Source organism: Mycobacterium sp. SMC-17 (assembly GCF_045310915.1).
GTDB lineage: Bacteria > Actinomycetota > Actinomycetes > Mycobacteriales > Mycobacteriaceae > Mycobacterium.
In genome coordinates this window covers 116,862-137,805 of record NZ_JBJIAK010000002.1, presented here as the reverse complement: position 1 = coordinate 137,805, position 20,944 = coordinate 116,862, and the positions used below count along the sequence as shown (strand labels likewise).

The following is a 20,944-nucleotide window of genomic DNA, read 5'->3' as shown; positions in this document are numbered from 1 at the left end:
TCAATGCGCCGCGCGGCGGTCACACACGTGAGGCAAGACCGGACCGGGCAATCCGCCCGAGTCGCTGAATTGCAGCGTGGCAATCATCAGGAGAAGTGCAGAACATGGCTGTCAAGATCAAGCTCACCCGGCTTGGCAAGATCCGCAACCCCCAGTACCGCATCATCGTCGCCGACGCGCGCACCCGCCGCGACGGCCGCGCCATCGAGGTCATCGGCCGGTACCACCCGAAGGAAGAGCCGAGCCTGATCGAGATCGATTCGGAGCGCGCGCAGTACTGGCTGGGCGTCGGCGCACAGCCGACCGAGCCGGTCGCCGCCCTGCTGAAGATCACGGGTGACTGGCAGAAGTTCAAGGGCCTGCCGGGCGCCGAGGGCACCCTGAAGGTCAAGGAGCCCAAGCCGTCCAAGCTGGACCTGTTCAACGCCGCGCTGGCGAACGCCGACGCCGCTCCCGGTGGCGAGGCCGTCACGCTGAAGAAGCGCAAGGACAAGAAGGAAGAAGCGGCTGAGGCTGCCGCCGAGACCGAGGCTGCCGAGGCCACTGAGGCCGAGGCCGAAGCGCCCGCCGAATGAGCAGCGTCGTCGTCGACGCCGTAGAGCACCTGGTCCGCGGGATCGTCGACAACCCCGACGATGTCCGGGTCGACATGGTGACCAGCCGCCGCGGTCGTACCGTCGAGGTGCACGTGCACCCCGATGACCTGGGCAAGGTCATCGGGCGCGGCGGCCGCACGGCCACTGCGCTGCGGACACTGGTCGCCGGCATCGGCGGCCGGGGCATCCGCGTCGACGTGGTGGACACCGACCAGTAAATATGGACCTCGTGGTCGGCCGCGTCGTCAAGGCGCACGGCATCAGCGGCGAGGTTGTCGTCGAAGTACGTACCGATGATCCCGGCGAGCGTTTCTCGCCGGGATCATCACTGCGTGGCAAGCCCGGTGCGCGCAGCACCGAGCGCGCCGAACGTACCTATGTGATCGACGCCGTTCGTGAGCACGGCGGGCGGCTGCTGGTGCGGCTGGCCGGTGTGAACGATCGCAATGCGGCAGATGCGTTGCGCGGCACGCTGTTCCTGGTGGACTCCGCCAGCCTGCCGCCCATCGATGAGCCCGACGAGTTCTACGATCACCAGCTCGAGGGCCTCAAGGTCCGCACCGTCGACGGTGTCGACGTGGGTGTGGTGACCGAGGTGCTGCACACCCCGGGCGGCGAATTGCTGTCCATCCGAACGGAATCTGGTGCCGAGGTGCTGGTGCCGTTCGTCACCGCGATGGTGCCGACGGTGTCGCTGGCCGACGGTCTGGTGGAGATCGATCCGCCCGACGGCCTGCTCGAGTTGGATTGATACCCATGCGGATTGACGTCGTCACCATTTTCCCGGCGTATCTCGACGCGCTGCAGCAGTCCCTGCCGGGCAAGGCGATCGCCAACGGCACTGTCCAACTCGGTGTGCACGACCTGCGGAACTGGACGCATGACGTCCACAAGTCGGTCGACGATTCGCCGTACGGCGGCGGGCCCGGCATGGTGATGAAGGCGCCGGTGTGGGGTGCCGCCCTCGACGAAATCTGCACGCCGGAAACGGTTTTGGTGGTCCCGACGCCGGCGGGCCGGCTGTTCACGCAGGAACACGCGCACCGCTGGACCGGCGAGAAGCACCTGGTGTTCGCGTGCGGCCGCTACGAGGGCATCGACCAGCGGGTCGCCGACGACGCTGCCCGGCGTATGCGGGTCGAAGAGGTGTCGATCGGTGACTACGTGCTGCCCGGTGGTGAGTCCGCGGCGCTGGTCATGATCGAGGCCGTGGTGCGATTGCTGCCCGACGTCCTGGGCAATCCGGCGTCACACCAGGATGATTCGCATTCGGCGCACGTCGGGGGAGTGCTGGAGGGGCCGAGTTACACGCGGCCGCCGGTCTGGCGTGACCTCGAGGTGCCCCCGGTGCTGTTGTCGGGCGACCACGCCAAGGTCGCGGCCTGGCGCCGCGAGCAGGGTCTGCAGCGGACGCGCGAGCGCCGGCCGGACCTGTTGCCCGACTAGCCCCGGCTAGTTGATCCGCCCGCCCGGGAACATCGTCTTCACGGCGTTGGTGATGGTCGCGCGTGCCGTGGCGTCGTCGGTGGGCTGCAGTGAGCCGATCGCCATGACGTAGCGCCGGTCGGCGCCGATCACGCCGGTGGACATGTGCATCCAGTTGTTGCCGCCCCAATCCGGCATCCAGCCCTGCTTCACCGCGACCGGTTCGCCGTACAGACCGTCCGGGATGCCGAAGCGCTGCGGGTAGCCGTCGGCGCCGGTGGGCGTGGATGCGGCCAGGTTGGCCAGGATGATGCTGGCCCGCTCGGGCGGGAGCCCGCCGGAGCCGTTCAGCAACTGGTCGTAGTAGTGCACCAGGTCGGTGGTGGTGCTCATGGTGTTCCACCACTTGCCGTCGTAGGGCACCGAGGTCCCGGTCAGCCCGTAGCGGGCCGCGACGCGGCTGACGACGCTGTTGCCGCCGCTGCGATTCCAGAACACCTCCGCCGCGGAGTCGTCCGACGAGCGCAGCATGGTGTCCAGCGACTGACGGTCGGCCGCGGTGAGCTCGATCTGGCCCTTCGCCTCCTGCAGCAGCAGATCGTCGGCGATGAACAACTTGGCCACCGACGCGATGGGCATGGCGGACTTGTTGCCGGCGGCGATCAGCTGGCCGGTGTTGCGATCGAGAACCGCGGCGCTCATCGACGCGCCGGCCGCCGCCGCATCACTGGTGGCGGTCCGTTCGCGGGCATCGAGGCCCGCCAGGGCAGCGGCGGGCTCGGTGGCCGGGGCCTCCGGCATCTCCAGGGCGGTGACGACCGGGACGACGGTCAGCGCGATCCGGTTCGGCGGCGGCGCCCCGTAGACCTTGGCCTCGCAACCAGCTGTGAGCATCACCGTTGCCGCGGCAGCGGTGATGGTCAGCAGCTTCGCGTGCTGCGGGCGCATGGGTCTCCTCAGATCACGGTGGATAAAAATCTGATTGATCAGCGTAACCGGTAAACGTGTGTTGGGTGTGACGACTGTGACGGTGCCGCGTGTGATGTCGGCTGCACCGGCCCGGCGGGGGTCACGATTTCGTCACCCGGCGGCTGTCTGGCACAATTGAGCAGTTGTCTGCGCTGGGCGCGGGGTCGGCGTCTGTTTCGGATGTGTCCCCGCCCGCTACGGCATCCGACCAACGTCCGTAAAGAGAATGGCTTTTCCGTCGCGCCGCATGGTGTCCGGCGGCTGTAGCCCGCGAGTTAGCAAGGAAGTGTCACCGATGAAAACGCTGGACTTCGTCGACCAGGCGTCGCTGCGCGACGACATCCCGGCCTTCAACCCCGGCGACACCCTCAATGTGCACGTCAAGGTCATCGAGGGCAACAAGCACCGCATCCAGGTGTTCAAGGGCGTCGTGATCCGTCGTCAGGGTGGCGGCATCGGTGAGACCTTCACCGTCCGCAAGGAGAGCTACGGCGTCGGCGTCGAGCGGACCTTCCCGGTGCACTCGCCGAACATCGACCACATCGACGTCGTCACCCGCGGTGACGTCCGTCGCGCCAAGCTGTACTACCTGCGCGAGCTCCGTGGCAAGAAGGCCAAGATCAAGGAAAAGCGCTGAGCTTGTTCGGCGACTCTTCCGCCGAGCTGATTAGCCTGGTGCCGTGACCGGCCCAAGCGAAGACAGCACCACTCCGGACAGTCCGGCGACGGACGACGCCGACACGACAGCGACCGCCGACCCGGTCAAGGCAGACGAGGCCCGCAAGGCCGAAGATGCCGACGAGAAGCCGAAGTCGAAGCTGGCCGCGCTGCGTGAGGGCGTCGTCCTCGTCGTCACTGCGGTGCTGCTGTACTACCTCGTGCTGACGTTCGTCGCGCGGCCGTACCTGATTCCGTCGGAATCCATGGAGCCCACGCTGCACGGCTGCAGCGGCTGCGTCGGCGACCGCATCATGGTGGACAAGCTGACCTACCGGTTCAGCTCGCCGGAGCCGGGCGACGTGGTGGTCTTCAAGGGCCCGCCGAACTGGAACATCAGCTACAAGTCGATCCGTTCGGACAACCCGACGATGCGCTGGATTCAGAACGCGCTCTCGGTCGTCGGCTTCGTGCCGCCCGATGAGAACGATCTGGTGAAGCGCGTCATCGCCGTGGGTGGTCAGACCGTGCAGTGCCGCAACTCGACGGGACTGACGGTCGACGGCAAGAAGCTCAAGGAGCCGTACCTGGACCCGGCGACCATGATGGTCGACCCGGCGACAGATCCGTGCCTGGGCAACGAGTTCGGCCCGGTGAAGGTGCCGGACGGTCGGCTCTGGGTGATGGGCGACAACCGCACCCACTCGGCGGACTCGCGCGCGCACTGCACGAACACACCGGCGGACGCCATCAACGCGCTGATGTGCACCGGTGACCCGACCGCGGGTACCGTGCCCGTCGCCAACGTGATCGGCAAGGCCCGGTTCATCGCGTGGCCGCCGTCGCGCTGGGGTGGTGTCGTCACGGCCAATCCGCAGACCGGTCAATAAGGTTCTTCGGTGTCCGTTTGGCCGCCTCGCACGGTGATCCGCAAGTCCGCGGGCCTGCGCACGCTGGAGTCGGCGCTGTACCGCGGCGGCCTCGGTCCGGTGGCCGGGGTCGACGAGGTCGGCCGTGGGGCCTGCGCCGGCCCGCTCGTCGTGGCGGCCTGCGTGCTGGGCCCGAATCGGCTGGAAAGCCTGGCCGCCCTTGATGATTCGAAGAAGCTGAACGAAGCCGAACGGGAACGGCTGTTCCCGTTGATCCGGCGTTACGCGCTCGCGTACCACGTGGTGTTCATCCCGTCGGTCGAGGTCGACCGGCGCGGGGTGCACATCGCCAACATCGAGGGCATGCGCCGCGCGGTCGCGGGCCTGTCCGTGCGGCCGGGGTACGTGCTGTCCGACGGGTTCCGGGTGCCGGGCCTGTCGGTGCCGTCGCTGCCGGTGGTCAGCGGGGACGCCGCGGCGGCCTGTATCGCCGCCGCCAGCGTGCTGGCCAAGGTGAGCCGCGACCGCCTGATGGTCGAGATGGACACCGTGCACCCGGGCTACGGGTTTGCGGTACACAAGGGGTACAGCACCGCCGCCCACACCGCGGCGCTGGCCGAACTGGGGCCCTGCCCCGAACACCGGTTCTCGTTCGCCAATGTGCGCAAGCTCGCTGCCAACCCGGCGATAGGGCAGCGCTGCCGATCCGGGTAGGGGAAAATGGGAACCGGCCGCCGATCCGAACCAGACATGGCCCTGCAACACCGAGTAAACCGAAGGACCGCTGAACTGATGAGTCTGTGCCGATGAGTGCCGAGGATCTCGAGAAGTATGAAACCGAGATGGAGCTCTCGCTGTACCGCGAGTACAAGGACATCGTCGGGCAGTTCAGTTACGTCGTCGAGACGGAGCGGCGGTTCTATCTGGCCAACAGCGTCGAGCTGATCCCGCGCAACGCCGACGGAGAGGTCTACTTCGAGCTGCGTCTGGCCGATGCCTGGGTCTGGGACATGTACCGGCCGGCGCGGTTCGTCAAGCAGGTCCGGGTGATCACCTTCAAAGATGTCAACATCGAAGAGGTCGAGAAGCCCGAGCTGCGCCTGCCCGAATAGCCCGTGCCGACCCTCGGCGAGCTGTTCGCCGTCATCGACCTGGCCGGTGTCCTGACCAACGCGATCCTGGGCGGCATCGTCGCCCGCGACGAGCGCATGGATCCGATCGGTTTCCTGACGCTGGCACTGCTGTCCGGGCTGGGCGGCGGCATCATCCGCGACACCCTGCTGCAGCACGGACCGCCGGTGGCGCTCACGGACTTTCGCTACGCGCTGTGCGCGGTGATCGGCGCGGCGATCGCGTTCCTGATGCCGATCGGCGGTCGCGGCTGGCAGGCGGTGTTTCCCTACGTGGACGCGCTGGCCCTCGGTTGTTGGGCGACCGCCGGTGCGCAGAAGACGCTGGCGCTGGGGCTCGGCTGGGTGCCGGCCCTGCTGCTGGGCACCATCACGGCGGTCGGCGGCGGCGCATTGCGGGATCTCACGACGCACCGGGTACCGCAGATTTTCGGTGGCAACACGCTGTACGCGACGAGCGCGCTCGCGGCCAGCGCGGTGGTGGCCGGGTTCTGGAATCTGGGGCTGGCGCAGACCGGCGTTCTCGTGGGCACCGCGGTCGGGGCCGGACTGTGCCTGATCTCGCGTCGCCGTGGCTGGCAGCTGTGGGGTGGACTGTCGTGGGAGTACAGCTTCAGCCGCAAGCCGGGGCAGCGGCTGCCACATGTGTCGGTGCGGATGGTGCGGGACGACGCCGGTGGCGCCACCGGCGACGGTCAGCGGTAGCGCAGCTCCAGTCGTAGGTGCCGGCGGACCATGAGGCTCGGCACCCATTCGGCGCCGGCGAGCTCGAACCAGTTGGTGGCCTCGAGCAGCGTGGTGATCCCGAGGCGGGCCTCGGTGCGGGCCAGCGCCGCGCCGACGCAGAAATGCAGGCCCTTCCCGAACGCCAGGTGATTGCGCAGGTTCGGCCGGCCCAGTTGCAGCCGGTCGGGGTCGTCGAAGGCCGCCGGGTCGCGGTTTGCCGACCCCCAGAGCAGGAGCAGGTGGCCGTCTTTGGGCAGCGGCACACCCGCCAGCGTGGTGTCCCGCCGGATGTGCCGGTGATGGTTGCGAAACGGCGACTCCAGTCGCAGCGTCTCCTCCAGGAGCGCGGGGACCAGTTGCGGGTCACGGCGCACCTGTTCCTGGACGTCGGGGTGGGTGGCGAGGAGCCGCGCGGCGTTGCCCATCAGCCCGGCGGTGGACTCACCGCCGGCGCCGACCAGCTGCAGCAGCATCAGCACCGCCACCTCGGCCGTGACGGTGTTCTGGGCCACCGCACGGGTGAGGTCACCGAGCAGGTTTTCACCCGGATTCGCCTGTGCCTCAGCGAATTTGGCGTACAGGTAGCCGGCGAGTTGTGCCGACGTCTCGACCGCGGTGCCGATGTGCTCGAGGTCGAAGACGCCACTGAGCAGTTCGGTGCTGCCGTAGCCCCACTGCACCAGCTGCGGCACGTCGTCGTCGGGCAGCCCGATGAGCCTGGCCACCAACGTCATCGGCAGGCGGTCGCCGATGGCGGACATCCACTCGATGCGGCCGTCCGCCGCCGCGTCGTCCCACAGCTGCCGGGCGATGTCGGCGATCGCCGGCTCGAGGGCCCGAATCCTCTTGGCCACCAACGCCGGTAGCACCAGTTTGCGTTCGTGCGCATGACGCGGTTCATCGCCGGTGGCGAGGACATGTCCGGCGGTGTCGACGGCTCCCATGTCGAAGGTTCCCGGCCGAACCGTCCCGGTCTGCGCTCCGGCATTCACCAGCGTGGCGGTCAGGTTGGAGGAGAAGTCCTCCGGGCGGCCGACGGCTTCCTGTACGGCATCCCAGGTGGTGGCCAGGTAGAAGTCGGTGCCGGGCACGCGGTGCACCGGACCGGCCAGGCGGAGCTGCGCATAACAGTCATACGGATCGTCCAGCGTGGACGGGCTGAGCAGATCTGAAACTAGTTGCACGCCTTGAGTTTTGGGCTCCCATAACGGCATGTCAAGGCCGGAATTCGGCTGTCTCACGCACGGTCTGCGAGCTGCGGTGATGCAGACGGATTGAGAATTTTCGTCTCGCTATGAGACAAATCAATGGATTAGTATCAGGCCGATGGACTGGCTGATCGGCGCCGACCGCCGCGACGCGGGCATCGAACGCATCTATGCCGCCGCGGCCGCCAGCGCCGCGACCCGAGGCCTGGACCGGTTGAACATCGACGAGGTCGCCGCCAGCGTGGGCTGTTCGCGCGCCACGGTGTACCGGCACGTCGGCGGCAAACAGGCGCTGCGCGACGGGGTGCTGGCGCGCGCGGTCATGCGGGTCGGGCAGGAGATCGCGCAGGCGGTGGCCGGGCACACCGGGCCCGAGCGGATCGCGGCGGCCGTGCTGACGTCCCTGCGGGTGGTCCGGGCGGACCCGCTGGCCTCGGGTGTGGTGCGTGCCGGAGCCCTCGTCGACTTCGACTCACCCCGGCTCTCGCAGGCGGCGGCCGAGCTGACGGGCATCACGGATCCGCTGCTCGCGGACTGGATCGTGCGGGTTGTACTGTCGTTGCTGTGCTGGCCGTTGGCCGACGAAAAGGCCGAAGAGCTGGTGGTACGCCGGTATGTGGCCGCCGTAGCCCCGCCGGCGGGTGGTAAATGACTGTCCCGACAGGCGGTCATGACTGGGGCCTTTGCGGCAATAGATTGTTAGGCTAAACAGATGGCAAGCAAGCCGCAGAGCAAACCGTCGCTGGCGGCGACGAGTTGGACGCTGCTGGGCATGTTGTCGTACGAAGAGGAACTCAGCGGCTACGACATCAAGAAGTGGATCGACTGGAGCGTCGGTTTCTACTACTGGAGCCCGTCGTACAGCCAGATCTACACCGAGCTGAAAAAGCTTGAGGGACTTGGCTATCTCGAGTCCCGCGTCGAGCAGGACGAAGGCCTGCGCACGCGCCGTCTGTACAAGATCACCGAGTCCGGCATGGCTGCCGTGACCGACTGGACCAACAACGCTCCCGTCGACCCGCCGGTGCTCAAACACAGTGTGCTGCTGCGGGTTACGTTCGGCCACCTGAGCAACCCGACCCGGCTGCGGGAGCTGCTCGAGCAGCACGTCGCCTACTGCGAGGCCATGGAGCGGCAGGCCGCCGAGGACTCCGACGGCGCCAAGGCCCAGCCGGTGTGGGCGTATTCGGTGATCGCGCTGCGCTGGGCGGCCAAGTACTACGCCGCCGAGCGGGAACTGGCGCTCGAACTGATGAAGGACATCGACGACGCCGACGCGGTGCTACAGACCGCGGCGAAAGGCGTTGCGGGCATGCCGCGTTCGATGCCGGGCCTGTGGCGTGAGGTCGAGCGCGAGGTTCAGGGCCGCCACGACGTCTAGAGGATCGCGGCGATGTCGTTCTTGAGGGCTTCGGAGTCGGTGCCGAAAACCGCTTGGACACTGTTGCCGACCTCGATGACGCCCGCGGCGCCGAGACTCTTCAGCCGGTCCTGATCCACCTTGCTCGTGTCGGCGACCTCGATGCGCAGCCGCGTGATGCATGCGTCGACGGCGACGAGGTTGCCCCGCCCACCGAAGGCCGCGATCACCTGCTCCGGCCTCGAATCCGCGCCTTCGCCGAGATTGGCCTGCTCCTCGGCTTCGAATTCGGTATCCGGCTCCCGGCCCGGGGTCCGCAGATTCCACTTCGTGATGGCGAACCGGAACAGCACGTAGTAGACGACGAAGAAGACGACACCCATGCCGATGAGCAGCGGGATGTTCTTCGCGGCCGGGGCGGTGCCGTAGAGGAGGAGGTCGGCCAGTCCCGCGGAGAAGGAGAAGCCGAGGTGGATGTCGAGCAGGTACGCGACCGCCAGCGACAGCCCGGTCAGCACGGCGTGGATGACGTACAGCGGGAACGCCACGAACATGAACGAGAATTCGAGCGGCTCGGTGACCCCGGTCAGCAGCGCGGTCAGCGCAGCCGCCGACAGGATGCCGACGGCGACCTTCCGCTGTTTCTTGTCGGCCACGTGGATCATCGCCAGGGCGGCGGCCGGCAATCCGAACATGAGCACCGGGTAGAACCCCGATGTGAGGATGCCCGCGGTCGGGTCGCCCGAGGCGAAGCGTGTGAGTTCACCCGTGACGACGTGGCCGTCGGGGGTCTGATAGTCGCCGTAGAGGAACCACACGTAGGAATTCGGGATGTGGTGCAGGCCCAGGGGGATCAGCATGCGGTTGGCGAATCCGTAGACGAACGCGCCGAAGGCCCCAGAACCGCCGATGAACCTGCCCAGGCCGGTCAGGCCCGCGTCGAACAGCGGATAGCAGTAGCTCATCGCGAACGCGAGGAACAGGCACGCGATCGACACCACGATGGGGACGAACCGCCTGCCCCCGAAAAACCCGAGGTACGCGGGTAATTGGATGGTGTGGTAGCGGTCGAAGAGCCACGCGGTGAGCAGGCCGACCACGATTCCCGCGAACACGCTGTAGTTGATCTGGGCCTGGGCGCCTGCCTTGTCGACCTCGCCGGCCAGCACGACGGGCGACATGGTCTTGAACACCGACTGCACCACGAGGTAGCCGACGACGGCGGCCAGCGCTGTCGAGCCGTCGGCCTTCCTGGCGAACCCGATGGCCACGCCGACGGCGAACAGCAGCGGGAGGTTGGTGAACAGTGCGTCGCCGGCAGCGCTCATCGCGTGGACGAACGGCCCGATGACGGGCGCCTTGATCTTGCCCAGCAGGTCGTCCTGGCCCAGCCGGAGCAGGATTCCCGCCGCGGGCAGCACGGCGATCGGCAGCATGAGGCTCTTGCCGAGCCGTTGCAGTTGAGCGAAGCCGGGGATGCGCAGGTCCGACTTTTCCTGTGCACCTGAGATTTTCGCTGTGCCGTTCATGTGCGAGACCCTTCTCTGCCGCAGAAACGCCACTCGGCGCGAGAGCTTTGCGGCAGCTTAGACGAGAACCTGCGTCCGTGAGAGCTCGTTCGGCGGCGCTCGTATTGTGGGAGCGCACGAACAGAGGAGATACGCCAGTGAGTCAGACGTCAGTTCTCGCCCCGGTCGCGGGGCGCGCGGTTCGGCTCGAGGAAGTCCCGGACCCCGTGTTCTCGGCGGGCATGGTCGGCTACGGCGCCGCGATCGACCCGCCGCGCGGCGTGATCGAGGCCGTCGCCCCGGTCACCGGCAGACTCCTGAAACTCATGCCGCACGCCTACGTCGTCCTGACCTCGGACAACGTGGGCGTTCTCGTGCACCTCGGCCTGGACACCGTCACGCTCGACGGTGACGGTTTCACGGCTCATGTCAGTCAGGGTGACGACGTCACCGCGGGGCAGGTCGTGATCGGCTACGACGTGCCCGCGGTCGAGGCCAGGGGGCTCAATCCCATTGTCGCCGTGGTGGTGATGGACCAACGTGTGCCGGAGAACGTGACCTTGTCGGCCGCGGTCACTTCCGGTGCGGACATCGAGTGCGGGGCAAGCCTTTTCACCGCGAGCAAGGTAAGGAAGGATTGACCGGTGGCAGATCGCAATGTGCTCGGTGCTCCGCTGGAACCGTGTGGCACCGAACCGCTGACGGGCTTCTACCGTGACGGCTGCTGCTCGACCGGGCCCGAGGACGCCGGCCGGCACACCATCTGCGCCGTCGTGACCGGCGAGTTCCTGGCGCACCAGCGTTCGATAGGCAACGACCTGTCCACGCCGATGCCGGAGTACCGCTTCCCGGGCCTGTCGCCCGGCGACCGCTGGTGCGTGACCGCGGTGAACTGGCTGCGGGCGCACAACGACGGATACGCGGCACCGGTGGTGCTCGCCTCCACACACGAGCGGACGCTCGAGGTCGTGCCGCTCGAGGTGCTCCAGGCGTACGCCGTCGACGTGCCCGACGACCTCGGCGGGCTCTGAGCTCTTACAACTTCCCGGCGGCATCCCGTCCGGCGATGTAGCCGTACACCAGGCCCTGCGCGATGGTCGCGCCCGCGCCCGGGTAGACGGCGCCGAAGGCGTTGGCCGCGGTGTTCCCCAGCGCGTACAGGCCTTCGATGACGCCGCCGTCCTCCCTGCGGACCCGGCCGCGCTCGTCGGCCACCACGCCGCCGCAGGTGCCGAGGTCGCTCAGCGTCATCTTCACCGCGTAGAACGGGCCCTTGACCAGCGGGCGCAGGTTCGGGTTGGGCGTCACCGTCGGATCACCGTAGTAGCGGTCGTAGGCACTGAGACCGCGGTCGAAATCGGGATCGATGCCGGCGGCCGCGCTCTCGTTGAACCGCGCCATGGTCCGCTCGAAATCGGCGGCCGGGACTCCCATCTGGGCCGCCAGATCGGCGAAGTTGGTGGCCTTGGCGGCGATACCGGCCCGGTACCAGGACTTGGGCAGCGGCATCCGCGGGAACGAGCCGGCGGCGAAGACGTAGCTGTTGCGGTACTTCTGGTCGAACACGATCCACATCGACTCGACGGGCGTGCCGGCCCGCTCGAGTTCGAGCACGCGCTGGCCGAACGACATGTAGTCGGTCGACTCGTTGGCGAAGCGCTTGCCGTCCTGATCGACGATGAGTGAGCCGGGCAGCGAGCGCTCGGCCAGCAGCACGGCGGGCGGGCGGCCGTTCGCGGACGCGACTGCCGGGAACCACCAGGCCTGGTCCATCAACGCCGTGGCGGCACCGAGGTCGGTGGCCGCGCGGATGGCCTCACCGGTGTTGGAATCGGCGCCGAGGCTCTCGTGGCCGCCGAGCGAATCGGACTGGTACTTGTGGCGCATCGCCATGTCGTGATCGAAGCCACCGGCCGCCAGCACCACACCGCGCGTGGCGGTGACGGTGACCTCACCGCCGCCGTGCGACAGCACCGCGCCGGTGACGCGCTGACCGTCACCGGTCAGCCGGACCAGCGACGTGTCGGTCCAGATGGGGATGCCGGCCCGCAGCACACCGGCGAACAGCCCGGCCGCCAGCGCCTGACCACCGGCGATGTACTCGCGTCCCAGCAGCTTGCCGCCGACGCCCTGCGCGAGCCGTTTGGCGATGAGCGGCAAGCCTTTTCGCGGCACCCGCGCCATCAGGTTCATCCATTTGTAGTCCGCGCCGGTCGTCGGCATCGGGACCTTGACCTCCATGACACCGCCGCGCAGCCGGTCCCGGTAGGCGCCCAGCACGCCGGCGTCGAGCGGGCGGCATTCGCAGGTGCGCCCGGTGGCGCGGCCGCCCGGTCGCTCGGGGTGGTAATCGGAGTACTCGCGGGCCCAGAACAGCCGCATCGGGGTGGTGCGGCCCAGCATGTCGACGGTCGCGTTGACGTGCTGCAGGAAGCCCGCCGAGCGGGCCGCCGGTGCGGTGCCGTCGACGACGGCGTCGAGGTACGTCGCGGCGCGGTCGGCGGTGTCGGCGGTGCCCTTGTCGGTCAGCAGGGGAGTCGTCGGCAGCCACAGGGCGCCACCCGAGCGGGCGGTGGACCCGCCGATGTCGGAGGCCTTCTCGGCAACCAGGACGTTCAGCCCCGATTCATGACCGCTCAGCGCGGCGGCCAGGCCGGTACCGGAACCGATCACCAGCAGATCGACGGTGGTGTCGGTGATGTCGAGGCCGGCCGGAATCGTGGCCGCGGCAGATGTCGTCACGGCCGCCAAGCGTATTGCGACAGACCGATTTCCGGCCTCGCGCGTCCCTGCCAGCGGGAGAACACGTGCATTGCGCACCCCGTTGCTGTTAGACCTGAAACATCAAACTGCAGCCCAGTTTTCAATGTGAGGATGGTCATCAGATGTCGGTGGAGGATGTCGATGTTCGCCAGATCGAAGCCGGTGAAGCGCCGACCCGGTTCGCCCGTGGCTGGCACTGCCTTGGCCTGACCAAGGACCTCGGTGACGGCAAACCGCACTCGATCAAGGCCTTCGGGCAGAAACTCGTCGTGTTCCGTGGCGCGGACGGCCGGCTCAACGTGCTGGACAGCTACTGCCGCCACATGGGTGGTGACCTGAGCCAGGGCACCGTCAAGGGCAATGAGATCGCCTGCCCGTTCCACGACTGGCGCTGGGGTGGCGACGGCAAATGCAAGTTGGTGCCGTACGCCAAGCGCACCCCGCGGCTGGCACGTACCGCGAAGTGGGAGACCCTCGAGCAGGACGGGATGCTGTTCATCTGGAACGACCCCGAGGGCAGCGCGCCGCCGGCGGAGAACTACATCCCGCGCATCGAGCAGGCGGGCAGCGATGAGTGGACCGATTGGCATTGGTACACAACGGTTGTCAACGTCAACTGCCGCGAGATCATCGACAACGTCGTCGACATGGCGCACTTCTTCTACATCCACGGCGCGGTGCCGTCGCACTTCAAGAACATCTTCGAGGGCCAGGTCGCGACGCAGTACATGAACGGCGGTGGTCGCGAGGACATGCAGGGCACCGAGGGTGCGAAGATGCTCGGCTCGACGTCGGTGGCGTCGTACTACGGACCGTCCTTCATGATCGATGACCTGACGTACCACTACCCGGACGCCGACCACAAGACCATCCTGATCAACTGCCATTACCCGATCGACTCGAATTCCTTTGTGCTGCAGTACGGAATCATCGTGAAGAAGATGGCGGGCCTGCCCGAGGAGGCGGCTGTGGCGACGGCGCACGCGCTCGGTGACTGGGTGAAGCAGGGCTTCGAGCAGGACGTGCAGATCTGGAAGAACAAGGCGCGCATCGACAATCCGCTCCTGGTCGAGGAAGACGGCCCGGTCTACCAGCTGCGCCGGTGGTACGAGCAGTTCTACGTCGACGTCGCGGATGTGGTGCCGGAGATGACCGACCGTTTCGAATACGAATTGGACACCACCGTCCCGCGTGAGGCGTGGACCAAGGAGATGGAAGCCAACATCGCAGCACGGGCCGCGGAGTCGGTCTGATGACCGCGCGGCCCGACATCCGGCTGGCCGACATGCCGATGGTGCCCGTGGCCTGCCGTGCCTGTGGCGCAGAGGTGTTGGCGCGCAAGGGCAGCTGGCAGCAGACCAGCGTGCAGTGGACGCGCGAGTCGGCTGCGCGGTGCGAGGAGCGCCGGCGGGCCGAGTGTCTGCCGGGCCGGATCTTCCTGGCGTGCGGCCAGCTGAAGGAGTCCATCGCGGATGCGGTGGCGGCCGGTGTCGTGCACGTCGTTCAGGACGAACTGGGCGTGGCACCATAGCCGCATGAGCTCAGACAAGCGGGTCGCGGTCGTCACCGGTGCCAGCCGGGGCGCCGGCAAGGGTATAGCCGCGGCGTTGGTGGCCGACGGGTGGACGGTGTACCTGACGGGCCGTACCGTCACCGATCCCGGCGACGGCGGTATCGCCGTGCCGGTGGATCACCGCGACGACGACGCCGTGGCCGCGTTGTTCGCGCGGGTGGCCGACGAGGCCGGACAGCTCGATCTGCTGGTCAACAACGCCGCCGTGGTGCACGACAACCTCGTCGACCCGAAGCCGTTCTGGGAGAAGCCGATCGGCCTCGGTGACGTGCTCGACGTCGGTCTGCGGTCGGCGTATGTGGCGTCGTGGCACGCCGCCCCGCTGCTGGTGGCACAGGGCCGTGGCCTGATCGCGTTCACGTCGTCGCCGGGCGGGGTGTGTTACATGCACGGCCCGGCCTACGGCGCGCAGAAGGCCGGCGTGGACAAGATGGCCGCCGACATGGCCGTCGACTTCCACGGCACGGGGGTGTCGACGTTGTCGATCTGGATGGGCATCCTGCTCACCGACAAGTTCAAGCAGGCGTTCGACGCCGAGACGCTGGCCAAGGCCGCCGGCAATTTCGAGACCCCGGAGTTCATCGGGCATGTGATCAACGCGCTGTATCAGGACCCGGACCTGGACGGCATCAGCGGGCAGACCGTGATCGCCGCGGAAGAAGCCCAGCGCTACGGCATCACCGATGTCGACGGGCGCACGCCGCCGTCGCACCGGGCGATGCTTGGTGATCCGCGGGTGCCCAGCGACGTGGTCGTCCGCTGAGCACCCGCGGAAGTTCGTGGCGCGTCAGCAGTGCGCGCCGCCGTCGATCCGGATCTCGGTGCCGGTGAGGAACGCGCCGTCATCGGAAGCCGCCATGGCGACCACCGCGGCGACCGCGCTGGGATCACCCAGGTTCGCGTCGTTGCCGGTGTTGAGCATCGGGACCTGCTTGGTCCACAGCCCGTAGTCGGTGCCTTCCGGCATCTTGGCGAACGTGCCGTTGGCCAGCGGGGTGGAGACACCGCCGGGCTGGATGTTCACCGCGCGCAGTCCCTGCTTGGCGTATTCGAGCGCCAGCGAGTGGGTGAAGCTCAGGATGCCACCCTTGCTGGCGGAGTAGGCCGCCATATAGGGGTGGGCATAGCTCGCCGAGGTCGAGGTGAAGTTGATGACCACACCGCGCCCCGATGCCAGCAGCGCCGGCAGCGCCTGGCGGGTCATGAGGAAGGTGCCGGTGAGGTTGACCGCGATGATGCGGTTCCAGTCGGCCAGCGTGATCTCGTGGGTGTGTGAGCACGTCTCGATCGCGGCGACGTTGACCAGCACGTCCAGGCCGCCCATGTCGGCGATGGCGGCGTCGACGCCCTTGATGACGTCCGCTTCGGACGAGATGTCGAGCACCGTGGTGGTGAGACGCGCTGCGGTGCCGGCCTTTTCGGCGGCTTCCTTGGTACGGGCCAGGCCTTCGGCGGAGATGTCGCACGCGACGATGGTGCCGCCCTCGTCGAGCAGGCGGGCCACGGTGGCCTGTCCGATGCCGGACCCGGCGCCGGTCACGATGACCCGGCGGTCGCTGAATCTATCCATGCTGCAAGTCCTTTCGTTGCCGAAGGATTCTTGCGGCACCGGTGTCCGGCTGGACGGCTGTGGTCCGGTCACCGGGATGTCTTCTCAGCCCGCGGTCGGCGTCAGCTTGCGGACGGTGCCGAAGAGGTCGGTGCTGTACAGCGCCTGCGGGTCCCAGCCCGGGCCCGCGCCGAAGCGCACCGAGGTACTGCCGAACATGCCAGAGGCCAGGATGCACGCGGCGTGGCGTTCGGGATCGATGCGGACGATGTCGCCGCCGTCCATCGCCAGGTAGATGAGGCCGTCCGGACCGACCGTGAGGTCATCGGGGAATCCGAACAGCCCGAACAGGCCCAGGTTGACGGTGCGGATGTGGCTGGGGTCGGCGACGTCCACGATGGCCAGGGTGCTGACGGGCTGCAGGTCCATCGAGGCGATGACGGTGTGGTGGGCGGTGTCGTATGTCAGGCCATTGGCCATGGTCACCGAGGGTGCGAGGCGGCTTTCGCGGGTGCCGTCGGCGCTGATCCTGGTCAGCCCGGTGGTCCAGCCGATGTTGCGGGAGACGACGAACGAGCCGTCGGGCAACCGGACCATGCCGTTGGGCATGGTGAGCTTGGTCGCGACCGTCGTCAGCACGCCGCTGCCGAGATCCACGCGGGCGATGCCGCCGTCCTTCGCGCCGAAGACTCCGGAGAGAAAGCTGTTGCCGGTGGTGAAGTACGCCGCCCCGTCGGCGACGGTGATGCTCCCCGGCGCAGCAACATTCGGTACGAAGGTGCTGCCCTTGCCGTCGGGGGTGAGGCGGTACAGCTGCCCGGAACTGCCGACGGTGCGTGAGACGAGCATGGTGCCCGCATTGTCGAACGCGAGGTTTTCCAGGGAGCCCAACCCACTCGCGACGGTGGTGGCGCGCCACGGGCACCGGGTGATGGCCACGGCGGACGCCGGTGCCGGCGGTGCGCCGACGACGGCCAGCAGCGCCAGCGCCGCGGCCGATGCCAACCGGGCGGCGGTGCCGCGTCTGCGGCTTCGAATCGCACGAATCATGGTTTCCCCGTCTGTGAGTACGAGGTCGTACTCGCACGTCAGGGCACAGTACGATAACGTACTGGGATGCGCAACACGGAGGACGACGACGCCCGACAGCGATTCGTCGACGCGCTCGCGGCATTGATCGGCGAACGCGGCTACGCCGCGACGTCCGTCGTCGACATCGTGCGCAAGGCGCAGGCCTCCAAGACCACCTTCTACCTGCACTTCGCGAACAAGCAGGAGTGCTACCTGGCCCTGCTGGCCTCGGTGACCGACGATCTGGTCGCCGACATCCGGGCGGCCGTCGATTCAGACGCGCACTGGCACAATCAGATTCGGCAGATGTTCACGGCCTACATCGCGCATCTCACGGCGCGCCCGGCGATTTCGCTGAGCTGGATCCGCGACCTGCCCGCGTTGGGCGCGGCCGCCCGCCCGATTCAGCGGCGAAACTTCGCCGAACTCGCCGCGCTGCTCGGCGAACTCGCCGCCAACCCGGGATTTCAGCGGGCCGGGCTGCCGCCCATCACCAGGCCCCAGGCCGTGATGCTGCTGGCCGGCGTGCGCGAGCTCGCCGCGCAGACCGCCGAAGACGACCTGGACATCGAGACCGTCATCGGCCCGGCCACCGACATCGCGATCAGCATCCTGGCGGCAGGGCAGTGATCCGGGTCAGTTCTCGACCGCGTCGGCGGGAACACGACTGTCGACGCTCGTCGGCGCCGGGGTCGCGGGTTCGGCGTCAGGTGAGTTGCGCCGGCGGACCACCTCGAACGAAACGAGGATGACGGCCAGGGTGACACCGCTCATCAGGAACTGCGAGCGGGTGTCGGGGAGGAACGCCATCGCCAGGATGACGGTCGCCATGAGCGCGATGGTGGCGTAGCTCAGCCACGGGAACAGCCACATCGTCAGCTTCAACGTGCCGGGCCGCGTCCGCTCGATGCGGCGGCGCAGGACGACCTGCGATATCGCGATGATCAGGTAGACGAACAGGGCGACGGCGCCGTAGGAGTTGATCAGGAAGTTGAACACCACGTCGCCCCACACGTAGGTCGCGGCGACCGATGCGTAGCCGACGGCGGTGCCCAGCAGGATCGCACGGCGCGGGACGCCGCTCGGGGACAGCTTGGTGAAGAACCGAGGCGCGTCACCAGAGGTGGTGAGCGCGAACAGCATTCGCGACGTCGTGTACAGCGCGGAGTTGAGGCAGGACAGTACCGCAGTGAGCACGATGAAGTTCATGATCGTCGCGACGCCCGGGATGCCCAGAACGGTGAGCACCGAGGCGTAGGGACTGATGCTGACGCTCTTGGTGTTCCAGGGCTGGATGGCCACCACCACGAGGATCGAGCCGACGTAGAACCCGATGATGCGGAAGACGATCGACTTCATCGCCCGCGTCACCGCCCGCTCGGGTTCGTCGGATTCGGCGGCGGCGATGGTGACGATCTCGGCGCCCGTGTAGAACGCGACGCACGGTACGACGGCTGCCAGGACCGCGCCCCAGCCCAGCGGCGCGAAGCCGCCGTGGTCGATCAGGTTGGCCAGGCCGGGTGTGGAGTGCGGACACAGTCCGGTGATCCACAGCGCGCCCATGCCCAGGAACACCACGATGGCAATGACTTTCACCGACGAGAACCAGTATTCGAACTCGCCGAACGAGCGCGCCGAGACCAGGTTGCTTGCGGTGAGGGCCAGCATCAGGCCGAGGCTGAGCACCCACAACGGCACCGCGGGCAGCCAGAGATGCAGGATGCGGCCGCCCGCAACGGCTTCGACCGCGACCACGATGACGAAGAAGTACCAGTACATCCAGCCGGTGACGAAACCGCCACGGCGCCCGAGCGCCTGCCGGGCGTAGACGTAGAACGAGCCGACCACCGGTTGCGCCACCGCCATCTCGGCGAGCATCCGCATGATCAGCAGGGTGATGATGCCGGCGATCAGGAACGACACGATGGCGGCGGGTCCGGCGCTGCCGATCACGACGCCGCTGCCGACGAAGAGCCCCGCGCCGATCACTCCGCCGAGGGCGATCAGGTTCAAATGCCTGCGCCGCAGGCCTTTCGCCAGCTGCGCATCACTGGCCTTGATCTCTGAACTCACCACTGACGCGACGATGCCGCAGTTCGGCGCGCCGGCCCATGGTTGTGGTCACCGTGCGTTAATCCCGCGTCAACCGCGGACCGGCACGGCGAGCGCCCAACCCAGGACGGCGGTGGCCGCGGTGTTGGCCACTGCGCGGATAATGTTCCAGCGCACCCACGACGACTCGAACTGCTGGCGCAGTGACGCGAGATCGGCGGCACTGGTCGAGCCGGCCGCGGTGGTGAGCTTGTCGTTGAGCGGCACGTTGACCACCGATGTGACGGCGAGACTGGCGAGGTTGAGGGCCAGGCCGATACCGATCCAGATCAGCACCGGACGGGCGCCGGGCTTGACGTAGAACGCCCCGGCCAGCGCGGTGAAGCCGACCGACCCGAGGAAGGTCAGCAGGAACGGCGGATTGACGATGACGACGTTGATCTTGTTCATGACGTCGATGAAGGTCCGGTCGTCGAACGCGCCGAGTGCGGGCAGCACCGACACCGCGTATGCGTAGTAGAGGCCCGCGAGCAGCCCGGAGGACAACAGCGCGACGATGAGCGCCGTCGTGCCGAGCGGCTGGGGGAGCTTGGTGAATGTCATGAGCTGACGGTATTGCTCGACCCGCCGTGGTCGCTGCGCGTGCAGGACCGCGCGCCGCTCACCATCGTGGTGGTCGCCCGCGGGTCGGCGACCGTCATCCCGGATGGTGCCGTCGGCCGGCGACTCGAAGCGGGCGACATCGCGATCTGCCGCGGGCCCGACTGCTACACCGTCGCCGATGACGCGGCGACCGCGCCCGAAGTCGTCGTGCACCCGGGGCAGGTCACCACGACCATCGATGGTGAACCACTGTGTGAGGCACTGAGTCTGGGGATCCGGAGCTGGGGCACCCGACCTGACGCGCAGACCCTGTTGATCACCGGCGCCTACGAAGAAGTGGGTGCGGTCTGCCGCAGGCTGCTGACCGCGCTGCCACCGCTGGTGGTGATCCGGCGGGGCGAGGTCAACACCATGCTGGTCGATCTGCTGCTCGACGAGATGGCGCGCGATGAGCCGGCCCAGGGCGCGGTGCTCGACCGGATGCTCGATCTGCTCACGATCGCCGCTCTGCGCAGCTGGTTCTCCCGTGCCGAGGCACCGGCCTGGTATCGCGCGTATCGAGATCCTCAGGTGGGCACGGCACTTCGGCTCATCGAGAACAATCCGGCACATCCCTGGACCGTGGGGTCGCTGGCCGCCGAGGTCGGGCTGTCCCGGGCGGCCCTGGCGCGGCGGTTCACCCAACTCGTCGGCGAGCCGCCGATGGCGCTCCTCACCGAGATTCGCCTGGCGCTGGCCGTCGACCTGCTGCGCGGTTCCGATGCCACCATCGAAGCCGTCGCCGGCCGCGTGGGCTACGGCACCGCCTTCGCGCTGAGCACCGCGATCAAGCGCCGTTACGGCATGAGCCCCAAGGCAATCCGCGCCCAGGGGTAGGCCGGTGGG

General features: G+C 67.9%; 26 protein-coding genes. 18 read left to right on the top strand and 8 right to left on the bottom strand.

Translation table 11 applies throughout. The features are described 5' to 3' along the window. Positions 1–104: 104 nt before the first annotated feature. The 4 genes from rpsP to trmD are packed head-to-tail and all read left to right on the top strand — an operon-like array spanning position 105 to position 2,042. Positions 105–575 carry a 30S ribosomal protein S16 gene (rpsP, locus tag ACJH7A_RS01990; RefSeq protein WP_029105754.1) on the top strand — a complete coding sequence of 157 codons (471 nt, stop codon included), beginning with the start codon at positions 105–107 and terminating at the stop codon, positions 573–575. Next, positions 572–814, top strand: coding sequence for an RNA-binding protein (locus ACJH7A_RS01985; protein WP_003881089.1), 243 nt, complete (start codon positions 572–574; stop codon positions 812–814). The genes rpsP and ACJH7A_RS01985 overlap by 4 nt, the downstream gene beginning before the upstream one ends. Positions 815–816: 2 nt before the next feature. Continuing rightward, complete coding sequence (rimM, locus tag ACJH7A_RS01980) at positions 817–1,347, top strand: ribosome maturation factor RimM (RefSeq protein WP_318985979.1); 531 nt, start codon at positions 817–819, stop codon at positions 1,345–1,347. A 5-nt stretch (positions 1,348–1,352) separates the two neighbouring features. Continuing rightward, the gene (gene trmD / locus ACJH7A_RS01975) at positions 1,353–2,042 is read left to right on the top strand and encodes a tRNA (guanosine(37)-N1)-methyltransferase TrmD (protein ID WP_212811891.1); all 690 of its coding nucleotides are present in this window, start codon (positions 1,353–1,355) and stop codon (positions 2,040–2,042) included. A gap of 6 nt (positions 2,043–2,048) precedes the next feature. Here the strand turns inward: trmD and ACJH7A_RS01970 are convergent, their stop codons facing one another. Continuing rightward, on the bottom strand, positions 2,049–2,969 hold the full coding sequence (locus tag ACJH7A_RS01970; protein ID WP_318985980.1) for a serine hydrolase: 921 nt from the start codon (positions 2,967–2,969) through the stop codon (positions 2,049–2,051). 316 nt (positions 2,970–3,285) lie between these two features. Between ACJH7A_RS01970 and rplS the strand changes: the two genes are divergently transcribed. The 5 genes from rplS to ACJH7A_RS01945 all read left to right on the top strand — a co-directional run bounded on the left by rplS (position 3,286) and on the right by ACJH7A_RS01945 (position 6,351). Continuing rightward, a complete protein-coding gene (rplS, locus tag ACJH7A_RS01965; RefSeq protein WP_020103768.1) occupies positions 3,286–3,627 on the top strand; it encodes a 50S ribosomal protein L19 in 342 nt (113 codons plus the stop codon). Positions 3,628–3,670: 43 nt separating this feature from the next. After that, the gene (gene lepB, locus ACJH7A_RS01960; RefSeq protein ID WP_406801350.1) at positions 3,671–4,537 is read left to right on the top strand and encodes a signal peptidase I; all 867 of its coding nucleotides are present in this window, start codon (positions 3,671–3,673) and stop codon (positions 4,535–4,537) included. A gap of 9 nt (positions 4,538–4,546) precedes the next feature. Continuing rightward, entirely contained in the window at positions 4,547–5,230 is a 684-nt protein-coding gene (locus tag ACJH7A_RS01955; RefSeq protein WP_212811888.1) for a ribonuclease HII, read from the top strand. A gap of 92 nt (positions 5,231–5,322) precedes the next feature. Continuing rightward, positions 5,323–5,628, top strand: a complete 306-nt coding sequence (locus tag ACJH7A_RS01950) for a DUF2469 domain-containing protein (protein WP_003893809.1) — start codon at positions 5,323–5,325, stop codon at positions 5,626–5,628. A 3-nt stretch (positions 5,629–5,631) separates the two neighbouring features. Next, on the top strand, positions 5,632–6,351 hold the full coding sequence (locus tag ACJH7A_RS01945) for a TRIC cation channel family protein (RefSeq protein WP_318985982.1): 720 nt from the start codon (positions 5,632–5,634) through the stop codon (positions 6,349–6,351). On the opposite strand, the gene ACJH7A_RS01940 is transcribed toward ACJH7A_RS01945, so the two are convergent. Then, on the bottom strand, positions 6,342–7,586 hold the full coding sequence (locus ACJH7A_RS01940; RefSeq protein WP_406801349.1) for a cytochrome P450: 1,245 nt from the start codon (positions 7,584–7,586) through the stop codon (positions 6,342–6,344). The genes ACJH7A_RS01945 and ACJH7A_RS01940 overlap by 10 nt on opposite strands. A 112-nt stretch (positions 7,587–7,698) precedes the next feature. Between ACJH7A_RS01940 and ACJH7A_RS01935 the strand changes: the two genes are divergently transcribed. Both ACJH7A_RS01935 and ACJH7A_RS01930 read left to right on the top strand, forming a co-directional pair. Then, positions 7,699–8,232, top strand: coding sequence for a TetR/AcrR family transcriptional regulator (locus tag ACJH7A_RS01935; protein ID WP_318985984.1), 534 nt, complete (start codon positions 7,699–7,701; stop codon positions 8,230–8,232). 60 nt (positions 8,233–8,292) lie between these two features. Beyond that, entirely contained in the window at positions 8,293–8,961 is a 669-nt protein-coding gene (locus ACJH7A_RS01930) for a PadR family transcriptional regulator (protein WP_020103763.1), read from the top strand. Here ACJH7A_RS01930 and ACJH7A_RS01925 read toward each other — a convergent pair. Further along, on the bottom strand, positions 8,958–10,469 hold the full coding sequence (locus tag ACJH7A_RS01925; protein ID WP_406784354.1) for a PTS transporter subunit EIIC: 1,512 nt from the start codon (positions 10,467–10,469) through the stop codon (positions 8,958–8,960). The genes ACJH7A_RS01930 and ACJH7A_RS01925 overlap by 4 nt on opposite strands. A 137-nt stretch (positions 10,470–10,606) precedes the next feature. Here ACJH7A_RS01925 and ACJH7A_RS01920 point away from each other — a divergent pair, with 137 nt between their 5' ends. Beyond that, positions 10,607–11,089, top strand: a complete 483-nt coding sequence (locus tag ACJH7A_RS01920; RefSeq protein ID WP_318985985.1) for a glucose PTS transporter subunit IIA — start codon at positions 10,607–10,609, stop codon at positions 11,087–11,089. Positions 11,090–11,092: 3 nt separating this feature from the next. Further along, positions 11,093–11,479 carry a DUF2237 family protein gene (locus ACJH7A_RS01915; RefSeq protein ID WP_029118411.1) on the top strand — a complete coding sequence of 129 codons (387 nt, stop codon included), beginning with the start codon at positions 11,093–11,095 and terminating at the stop codon, positions 11,477–11,479. Between the two features lie 4 nt (positions 11,480–11,483). Here ACJH7A_RS01915 and ACJH7A_RS01910 read toward each other — a convergent pair whose 3' ends face one another. Continuing rightward, a complete protein-coding gene (locus ACJH7A_RS01910) occupies positions 11,484–13,190 on the bottom strand; it encodes a 3-ketosteroid-delta-1-dehydrogenase (RefSeq protein ID WP_318985986.1) in 1,707 nt (568 codons plus the stop codon). A gap of 143 nt (positions 13,191–13,333) precedes the next feature. Here ACJH7A_RS01910 and ACJH7A_RS01905 point away from each other — a divergent pair, with 143 nt between their 5' ends. The 3 genes from ACJH7A_RS01905 to ACJH7A_RS01895 are packed head-to-tail and all read left to right on the top strand — an operon-like array spanning position 13,334 to position 15,547. After that, entirely contained in the window at positions 13,334–14,464 is a 1,131-nt protein-coding gene (locus tag ACJH7A_RS01905; protein WP_318985987.1) for a Rieske 2Fe-2S domain-containing protein, read from the top strand. Next, complete coding sequence (locus ACJH7A_RS01900; protein ID WP_318985988.1) at positions 14,464–14,742, top strand: ferredoxin; 279 nt, start codon at positions 14,464–14,466, stop codon at positions 14,740–14,742. The genes ACJH7A_RS01905 and ACJH7A_RS01900 overlap by 1 nt, the downstream gene beginning before the upstream one ends. A 4-nt stretch (positions 14,743–14,746) precedes the next feature. Then, positions 14,747–15,547 (top strand): SDR family NAD(P)-dependent oxidoreductase, encoded by an 801-nt coding sequence (locus tag ACJH7A_RS01895; RefSeq protein WP_212811880.1) that lies wholly within the window; start codon positions 14,747–14,749, stop codon positions 15,545–15,547. Positions 15,548–15,571: 24 nt separating this feature from the next. Here the strand turns inward: ACJH7A_RS01895 and ACJH7A_RS01890 are convergent, their stop codons facing one another. Both ACJH7A_RS01890 and ACJH7A_RS01885 read right to left on the bottom strand, forming a co-directional pair. Continuing rightward, positions 15,572–16,354 carry an SDR family NAD(P)-dependent oxidoreductase gene (locus ACJH7A_RS01890; RefSeq protein WP_212811879.1) on the bottom strand — a complete coding sequence of 261 codons (783 nt, stop codon included), beginning with the start codon at positions 16,352–16,354 and terminating at the stop codon, positions 15,572–15,574. Between the two features lie 84 nt (positions 16,355–16,438). Next, positions 16,439–17,383 carry a hypothetical protein gene (locus ACJH7A_RS01885; protein ID WP_212811878.1) on the bottom strand — a complete coding sequence of 315 codons (945 nt, stop codon included), beginning with the start codon at positions 17,381–17,383 and terminating at the stop codon, positions 16,439–16,441. Between the two features lie 66 nt (positions 17,384–17,449). Here ACJH7A_RS01885 and ACJH7A_RS01880 point away from each other — a divergent pair, with 66 nt between their 5' ends. Continuing rightward, the gene (locus ACJH7A_RS01880) at positions 17,450–18,034 is read left to right on the top strand and encodes a TetR/AcrR family transcriptional regulator (RefSeq protein ID WP_212811877.1); all 585 of its coding nucleotides are present in this window, start codon (positions 17,450–17,452) and stop codon (positions 18,032–18,034) included. A gap of 6 nt (positions 18,035–18,040) precedes the next feature. On the opposite strand, the gene ACJH7A_RS01875 is transcribed toward ACJH7A_RS01880, so the two are convergent. Then, complete coding sequence (locus ACJH7A_RS01875) at positions 18,041–19,477, bottom strand: amino acid permease (protein ID WP_406801386.1); 1,437 nt, start codon at positions 19,475–19,477, stop codon at positions 18,041–18,043. Between the two features lie 69 nt (positions 19,478–19,546). Beyond that, a complete protein-coding gene (locus ACJH7A_RS01870) occupies positions 19,547–20,059 on the bottom strand; it encodes a DUF1772 domain-containing protein (protein ID WP_212811876.1) in 513 nt (170 codons plus the stop codon). A 3-nt stretch (positions 20,060–20,062) separates the two neighbouring features. Between ACJH7A_RS01870 and ACJH7A_RS01865 the strand changes: the two genes are divergently transcribed. Continuing rightward, a complete protein-coding gene (locus ACJH7A_RS01865) occupies positions 20,063–20,935 on the top strand; it encodes an AraC family transcriptional regulator (protein WP_212814852.1) in 873 nt (290 codons plus the stop codon). Positions 20,936–20,944: the final 9 nt, after the last annotated feature.